General features: G+C 68.2%; 9 protein-coding genes. 5 read left to right on the top strand and 4 right to left on the bottom strand.

Annotation, left to right across the window (positions count from 1 at the left end; translation table 11 throughout):
• The coding region (locus OZ10_RS18685; RefSeq protein WP_039566495.1) for a DUF1631 family protein at positions 1-591 on the top strand (591 nt) is incomplete at its 5' end.
• 160 nt (positions 592-751) lie between these two features.
• On the opposite strand, the gene OZ10_RS18680 is transcribed toward OZ10_RS18685, so the two are convergent.
• Positions 752-1,615 carry an alpha/beta hydrolase gene (locus OZ10_RS18680; RefSeq protein WP_039410038.1) on the bottom strand — a complete coding sequence of 288 codons (864 nt, stop codon included), beginning with the start codon at positions 1,613-1,615 and terminating at the stop codon, positions 752-754.
• A 126-nt stretch (positions 1,616-1,741) separates the two neighbouring features.
• Here OZ10_RS18680 and OZ10_RS18675 point away from each other — a divergent pair, with 126 nt between their 5' ends.
• Both OZ10_RS18675 and OZ10_RS18670 read left to right on the top strand, forming a co-directional pair.
• Entirely contained in the window at positions 1,742-2,341 is a 600-nt protein-coding gene (locus OZ10_RS18675; protein WP_039410040.1) for a TetR/AcrR family transcriptional regulator, read from the top strand.
• A gap of 129 nt (positions 2,342-2,470) precedes the next feature.
• Positions 2,471-3,562 carry an NAD(P) transhydrogenase subunit alpha gene (locus tag OZ10_RS18670; protein ID WP_039410043.1) on the top strand — a complete coding sequence of 364 codons (1,092 nt, stop codon included), beginning with the start codon at positions 2,471-2,473 and terminating at the stop codon, positions 3,560-3,562.
• A 137-nt stretch (positions 3,563-3,699) separates the two neighbouring features.
• Here OZ10_RS18670 and OZ10_RS18665 read toward each other — a convergent pair whose 3' ends face one another.
• Genes OZ10_RS18665 through OZ10_RS18655 form a run of 3 tightly spaced genes read right to left on the bottom strand, consistent with a single transcriptional unit; the run spans position 3,700 to position 5,098 of the window.
• Positions 3,700-4,185 (bottom strand): DUF3106 domain-containing protein, encoded by a 486-nt coding sequence (locus tag OZ10_RS18665; protein WP_039410082.1) that lies wholly within the window; start codon positions 4,183-4,185, stop codon positions 3,700-3,702.
• Positions 4,186-4,190: 5 nt separating this feature from the next.
• Positions 4,191-4,538 carry a hypothetical protein gene (locus OZ10_RS18660; RefSeq protein ID WP_039410053.1) on the bottom strand — a complete coding sequence of 116 codons (348 nt, stop codon included), beginning with the start codon at positions 4,536-4,538 and terminating at the stop codon, positions 4,191-4,193.
• Positions 4,535-5,098, bottom strand: a complete 564-nt coding sequence (locus OZ10_RS18655) for an RNA polymerase sigma factor (RefSeq protein ID WP_039410054.1) — start codon at positions 5,096-5,098, stop codon at positions 4,535-4,537. Before OZ10_RS18655 ends, OZ10_RS18660 begins: the two co-directional genes overlap by 4 nt.
• Before the next feature lie 112 nt (positions 5,099-5,210).
• Here OZ10_RS18655 and OZ10_RS18650 point away from each other — a divergent pair, with 112 nt between their 5' ends.
• Positions 5,211-5,516 (top strand): NAD(P) transhydrogenase subunit alpha part 2, encoded by a 306-nt coding sequence (locus OZ10_RS18650; RefSeq protein WP_179457004.1) that lies wholly within the window; start codon positions 5,211-5,213, stop codon positions 5,514-5,516.
• Positions 5,513-6,970 carry an NAD(P)(+) transhydrogenase (Re/Si-specific) subunit beta gene (locus OZ10_RS18645; RefSeq protein WP_039410059.1) on the top strand — a complete coding sequence of 486 codons (1,458 nt, stop codon included), beginning with the start codon at positions 5,513-5,515 and terminating at the stop codon, positions 6,968-6,970. Before OZ10_RS18650 ends, OZ10_RS18645 begins: the two co-directional genes overlap by 4 nt.
• The last annotated feature ends 170 nt before the right edge of the window (positions 6,971-7,140 follow it).

Genomic DNA, 7,140 nt, shown 5'->3' with positions numbered 1-7,140 from the left:
GCGCTGGCCGACGGCGTGCTGGAAGAATTGGGCGAGGCGCGCCGGCACATCATCGGCAAGCCCTGGCTGCAGGTCTGGCAACCGGCCCTGCACCGCGTCTTCGCCAGCGTCGGTCTGCATGGCGATGCGGTGGTGGTGGCCATTACCGCGCTGCACGACACCTTGCAGGCAATCGCCGAAGCGCGCCCGGAGCTGGAAAAGGCCTTGCCGGAACTGCCGCAGGTCAATCTGCCGCCACCGGCGGCCGAGAGTGTCAGCGTGGTACTTGGTGCCGATGCCGTGGCCCAGAGCATCGACAGTGCCGATGCCGAGCGCTTCCGTGCGATGGATATCGGGACCTGGCTGGATTTCGTCGACAAGGACGGCAAGGTGCAGGCCGGCAAGCTGTCCTGGGTAAGCCCGATTTCGCAGCGGTTGCTGTTCGTCAACCGGCGTGGCGTGCGCTTCTGCGTTGCCTCGCCGGAAGAACTGGCGGTGATGGTGCGGCTGGGCCGCCTGCGCGAGCACATCAACGATGGCGCGTTCGACAGCGCGATGCAGGGCGTGATCGACCGGCTGGATCCGCTGCATAACAACAGCACGGTGCACTGAGCGGCGCTCTTCGTGTCGCTGCGTCAGCGTGGTGGATCAGAACGGGCGCGGGTGCGTTTCTTGCCGGGCCCGCGCGGTGCGCGCAAGCGGCGTGTCATTGCGCAACAGTGGCACTCATGGCACCGGCGACGCGAGTGCGTACAGCGCACGGCCGGCGCGCTTACCGCGCTGCCGGTCCGATGAACTCCAATGCCCGCGCCATCACCGAGGCATGATCGACCAGACGGTTGTGGCCCAGGCCTTCGGTGCTGAACAGCTGCGCGCCCGGCCACAGGGCGGCAAAGCGCGCGCCTTCGTCCCACGGCGTTTCGCGATCACGGCGGTCGTGGATGACCAGTGCCGGGCGATCGAGCTGCGGCAGATGCAGGCTCGCGTCGAGATCGGCGAAACGCAGGCCGGTCAGCTGGCAAAGCCAGTTTTCGAACGGTGCAAATGCCGCAGGCGCGATCGCGGAGGCGCGGAACTGACGATGCGCACTACCACCGGGTTCGACCAGCGGCGCGATCAGCACGTAGCGCTCGGGCTGCCATGCCGGCTCGTTGGCAAATACTGCCGCTGCCGCGCCGATCGAGTGCCCGATGAAGACGGCAGGGCGACCGAAGCGGCTGCCGATCTGGCGCAGCACCTGCACGAAATGCGGCATGTTGCTGATCTTGCCGCTGCTCAGCCCATGCGCGGCCTGATCGAACGCCAGCACCGCATAGCCGAGCGCGCGCAGCTGCGGCACCCATGCGGCAAAGCGCAGCCCGTAACTGGACCAGCCGTGCGACAGCAGCACATACGGCTGTTGGCGCAGGTCGCCCCACTGGTACACCGCGATGTCGAACCCGTCGATCTGCAGCGTCTGGCGGTGCACGCCGGTCAAGGTCGCCGCAATGGCCTCCGCCTGCCGGCGCCCTGCGTTGGCAGGTGTCACGAAGCGGCGCGCCAGATAGCGCCCGGTCGGGCCGGGGGCCAGGCGGCTGGCGCCAGCCAGCGCACCGCGAAGCATGCGTAGACGCAGTTTGGCAATGGGCGCGCGCATGGGCGAAATCCTTGTGGAGTCGGGCGGATTGCATCTTGTCGATGCCAAGATGCAGCGAGTCTGCGGTCGTATCTTGTCAGCGTCAAGATGATCTGCTCCACTGGAATCCCGAAAAGCGAAGCCGCCATGTCGCGCACCGACGCTCCTGCTGCCTATCACCATGGCGATCTGCCGGCTGCATTGCGCCGGGCCGGCTGGGAACTGCTGGGCGAATCCGGTGTGCGGGGGCTGACCCTGCGCGAATGCGCACGCCGCGCCGGTGTCTCGCACGCGGCACCGGCGCATCACTTCGGTTCGCTGGACGGGTTGCTGGCGGAGCTGGCGGCCGATGGCTATGAGCGCATGCTCGCCTGCATCCTCACCGCTCAGCGGGAACTGGCCGACCCGTTGCTGGGCTGTGGGTTGGGCTATGTACGGTTCGCGCTCGACTACCCGCAGCAGTTTCGGCTGATGCTTGGGCTGGAGGTGTGTTCGCGCAGCCTGCCGCGGCTGGTGCAGGCCAGCGACGCGGCGATGGCGAGCCTGCGCGAGACGGTGCGGACGCAGTGGATCGCCCGCCACGGCCACGCCCCGGCCACCGACGTGCTGCAGCAACGCACGCTGCTGGCCTGGAGCGCGGTGCACGGCTATGCCTCGCTGGCGATCGACCGCAAGCACACGGCGTTGCTGGCCTTTGCGCCCGAGGTGGTGTTTGCGCCGCTGCTGCACGCCGTGCTCGAACCCTGACGACGCGCTCTACCGCTCGGGCGGCGTGCCCGGGCATGGCTGCATCCGCCGCGTATCGGTTGGCACGGCCGGCGGCGGTGCCGCGCTCTGCTAGCATCGCCCCGACTGGGCGCAAGACCGGAGCAACCCATGGCTGTGCAGGTGCTGGTGCTGAAAGAACGGGCCGCTGGCGAACGCCGCGTGGCCGCAACGCCCGAAACGGTCAGGAAGCTGGTCGCGCTTGGCGCCGGCGTCTGGATCGAGCCGGATGCCGGCCGCGCCAGCAGCATGGACGATGCGGCGTATCTGCAGGCCGGTGCGCAGCTGGCCAACGCGCAGACGCTCGGCCAGGCGGATGTCGTGGTATGCGTGCAGGCGCCGCCGACCGATGTCCTGCTGCAATGCAAACCGCACACGGTGCTGATCGGCATGCTCTCGCCCGATGCCGACCCTGCACGCGCGCAGGCCCTTTCCGAGCGCGAGGTGATCGCATTTCCGCTGGAACGCCTGCCGCGCACCACGCGCGCGCAATCGATGGACGTGTTGAGCTCGCAGGCCGGCATGGCCGGCTACAAGGCGGTGTTGATCGCCGCGCAACTGGCGCCGCGTTTCTTTCCGATGCTGACCACCGCGGCCGGCACCATGCGGCCGTGCAAGGTGCTGGTGATCGGTGCGGGGGTGGCCGGTTTGCAGGCGATCGCCACGGCCAAGCGGCTGGGCGCGCAGGTGGAAGGGTTCGATGTCCGCCCGGAAACGCGCGAGCAGATCGCCTCGCTGGGCGCACGCTTCCTGGATCTTGGCGTCAGCGCCGCCGGCGAGGGTGGCTATGCGCGGCAGCTCACCGACGACGAACGCGCCGAACAGCAGCGCCGTCTGGCCGAGCATCTGAAGGGCGTGGACGTGGTGGTCTGCACGGCAGCCGTGCCCGAGCGCCCGGCGCCGAAAATCCTGACCACGGAGATGGCACGCGACATGCGCGCCGGTAGCGTGATCGTGGATCTGGCCGCGGAAACCGGCGGCAACTGCGTGGCCACCCGTCCGGGCGACACCTATGATCTCGACGGGGTGGTCATCGCTGGCCCGCTCGATCTGGCCAGCCAGGGCGCAGTCCATGCCAGCGAGATGTTCGCGCGCAACGTGTATGCCTTCGCCGCATTGTTGATCAAGGACGGCGCGCTGTCGTTTGATTGGGACGACGAACTGCTGGCCAGGACACGCTGGTCGGCCACATCGACTGCATAGCCCCGCCGAGTCCATGCGCCTTGTGCGTCGGCGGTTCCGGGTAGGAGCGCGCTCCTACGGTGGCCGCACGTACGTCCACCTGCGCCCGGGATGCAGCCGTGCGAGGGCGTGCCGCGCTCGCCGCGGCGACGCTGCCGTCAGTCGTCGGTTGGCGGATGCTCGCGCAGCCAGGTGCTGCGTTCGGCCGGGCTCATCTTCTGCCAGCGCTGTTGCAGCGCGTCGCGTTGTTGCGGGTTGAGCGTGCGCATGCGGTCGAACAAGGCCTTGGCTTCGCGGCGCTGCTCCGGACTCATGTTGCGGAAGCGGTCCATGCCGGCCTTGGCCTGCTTGCGCTGCTCGGGCGTCATGTCCAGCCAGCGGCGGGCGTGCCGGTACATGCGCGGGCGTTCTTCGGGTACGTCGTTCCAGCGCTCGCGCAGCGCATCGATCAATACCTGGCGCTGCTGCTGGGTCAGGCGGTCCCATTCGGGCATCGGGGTCTCGTCGCGCGGGCCCTGGCCGCGGGGGCCGGGCCCGTCCATGGGCGGGCCCGGCGGCCCGGGTGGGCGGTCCTGGGCCAGCGCCAGGGCGCACGGCCCGGCACACAGCAACAGGGTCAACAATAGGCGGGTCGTGCGGGTCATCGTGCTCATTCCATGGCCAGGGCAGTGTCGGACCCGAGCCAGACGTACAGGTCGGGGTTCTGGGTCAGCAGGTCGTCGGTGTCGGTGCTGGCGGTGTTGCCGGCTACCGCCTGGGGTGGCGCCGCGCCTGCCGGGGCAGTGTCGCTGGGCCGCATCTGCAGGCCGATGCCGACAGCCAGCAAGGCCGAACAGGCGGTGGCTAGCAACCAATGGCCACGGCGCATGCGCGCCGCCGGCGCCTGGCGTGCCTGGCGCAGGCGCGCCAGGGTCTGCGGCGGCAGCTGGGCGAGCGCGGTGGCGTGCAGTTGGCGCAGCTGCGCATCCAACTGGGCCGGATCGTGGGAGCGGTTCACAGGAAATCCTCGAACTGTTTTTGCAACGCGTCGCGGGCACGCGACAGGTGGGTTTTGACCGAGCCTTCGGAGCAGCCCATGGCCTTGGCGGTGGTGGCCACGTCCAGGTCTTCCAGTACGCGTAGCGTGAACGCCTCGCGCTGGCGTGCCGGCAGCGAGCGCAGCGCATCGACCAAGCGCTGGTAGGCCTGCTGGTGTTGTTGTTCGCCGACCGGACCGATGCCCGGGTCGGCCCAGTCGATGGGGCCTTCGTCATCGGCGCGCTCGGCCGGTGCCCAGGACTTCAGGCGGAACGTGCGGCGGCGCTGCAGGTCGATGATGCGGCTGCGCAGGATGCTCCAGAACAACGGCGTCCATTCTTCTGCGGGCCGCTCGCGGTAGCCGAGCAGCTTCACCATGGCGTCCTGCACGGCATCCAGCGCGTCTTCGCGGTGACGCAAACCGGCCTCGGCAAAGCGGAACGCGCGCGGGCCGATGCCGGCCAGAAATGCATCCAGCGACACGGGGACGGCAGCGGCCGGTGCAACAGGCTGCGGATCGAAAGGGGTTCCCACCAGCACAGCGTAGCTTCCGCGAAGACGATACGACGTCAACGGCCGGGCGCCGATTCGGTTGACACGCCGATGCATGGGTATGATCGGCGGGCCGCACCGGCCAGTGGAGCGAAAGACCATGAGCGACGGGTTCGTAGCGCTGTACATCTTCATGCTGGCGGCCATCGCCGGCCATGTGATCATCGCGCGGGTGCCGGTGATCCTGCATACGCCACTGATGTCGGGGTCCAACTTCATCCACGGCATCGTGCTGATCGGGGCGATGGTGGTGCTGGGCCATGCCGATACCACGCTGGAAAAGGCGCTGGGGTTTGTCGCCGTGGTGCTGGGCGCGGGCAATGCGGCCGGCGGCTACGTGGTGACCGAGCGGATGCTGGACATGTTCAGGGCCAGCAAGAAGCCGGCGGCCAGGGAGGAGCCATGACCGTCACCACTGCCGAGCTGCTGGACTGGCTGGTCAAGTCCAGCTATCTGGTCGCCGCTACGCTGTTTCTGCTCGGACTGCAGCGCATGGCCTCGCCAGTGACCGCGCGCAGCGGCATCCGCTGGGCCGGGCTGGGCATGCTGATCGCCACCGTGGCCACGTTCTTCCTTCCCGAACTGCACAACGTGCCGCTGATCCTGGCGGCACTGGCGATCGGCACCGGGGTGGCGTGGTGGTCGGCCAAGAAGGTGGCCATCACCGACATGCCGCAGATGGTGGCGCTGTACAACGGCATGGGCGGCGGCTCGGCGGCGGCGATCGGCGCAGTGGAGCTGCTGCGGTTTTCCTTCCTTGCCAACCGCGACACTGCGCACTGGAGCGCGCAGGCCATTGCCGAGCTGGCGGCGCGGCGGCCGGACGCCACCACCGTGGCGCTGGCGGTAGTTGGCTCGGCGATCGGGGCGGTGTCGCTGTCCGGCTCGATCATCGCCTGGGCCAAGCTGGACGGCCGGCTCGACCGGCGGGTGACCTTCCCCGGCCAGCAGGCGTTCAATCTGCTGGTGGCAGTGGCAGTGCTGGCGCTCGGCATCTGGGCAGCGAGCAGCCTGCAGCCGCTGGCGATCATCGCCTTCTTCGTGCTGGCGCTGGCGCTGGGCGTGCTGATGACCCTGCCGATCGGCGGTGCCGACATGCCGGTGGTGATCTCGCTCTATAACGCCTTCACCGGGCTGGCGGTGGCCTTCGAGGGCTATGTACTGGGCAACGAGGCGTTGATCATCGCCGGCATGATGGTGGGCGCGGCCGGCATCCTGCTGACGCGCCTGATGGCCAAGGCGATGAATCGGCCGATCAGTGGCGTGCTGTTTTCCAACTTCGGTGGCGGCGGGCAGACGCAGGAGATCAGCGGCGCACAGAAGCCGATCGAGGCCGGCGATGTGGCCGCGATGATGGCGTTCGCCGAGCGGGTGGTGATCGTGCCCGGCTACGGCATGGCAGTGGCGCAGGCGCAGCACAAGATCTGGGAGCTGGCGCAGCGCCTGATCGCACGCGGGGTCAAGGTGAAGTTTGCGATCCATCCGGTCGCCGGGCGCATGCCCGGGCACATGAACGTGCTGTTGGCCGAAGCCGGCGTGCCGTACGACCTGATCGGCGACATGGACGATATCAATCCCGAATTCGCCAGCACCGATGTGGCGTTGGTGATCGGCGCCAACGACGTGGTCAATCCGGTCGCAAAGACCGACCCGGCCAGCCCGATTTACGGCATGCCGATCCTGGACGTGGTCAATTCGAAGAACACGGTGGTCATCAAGCGCGGCAAGGGCACGGGCTTTGCCGGTATCGAAAATGCGCTGTTCTACGCCGACAACACGCGCATGTTGTACGGCGATGGAGCGGAGGCGGCCGGTGCCCTGGTCAGCGAGTTGAAGGCGCTGGATGGTGGCGGGCACTGAGGGCGTGGGTCTTGTCAGCCTCTCTTTAGCTGGTTGGTGAGGGCGGGTGTGTTCGTGCGCGATGACGAATCACTGCACCGCAGAGTTGGTTGTTTTTTGAAGAACGAAGGCATCACGTCGCTGATTGCTTTTGGAAAGCCTGACGCACCGACCACCGTCGAGGGCGCGGT

The organism is Xanthomonas cannabis pv. cannabis, assembly GCF_000802365.1.
GTDB classification, from domain to species: domain Bacteria; phylum Pseudomonadota; class Gammaproteobacteria; order Xanthomonadales; family Xanthomonadaceae; genus Xanthomonas; species Xanthomonas cannabis.
The sequence above is the reverse complement of the archived record's forward strand: the minus strand, read 5'-3'. Positions and strand labels throughout refer to the sequence as shown.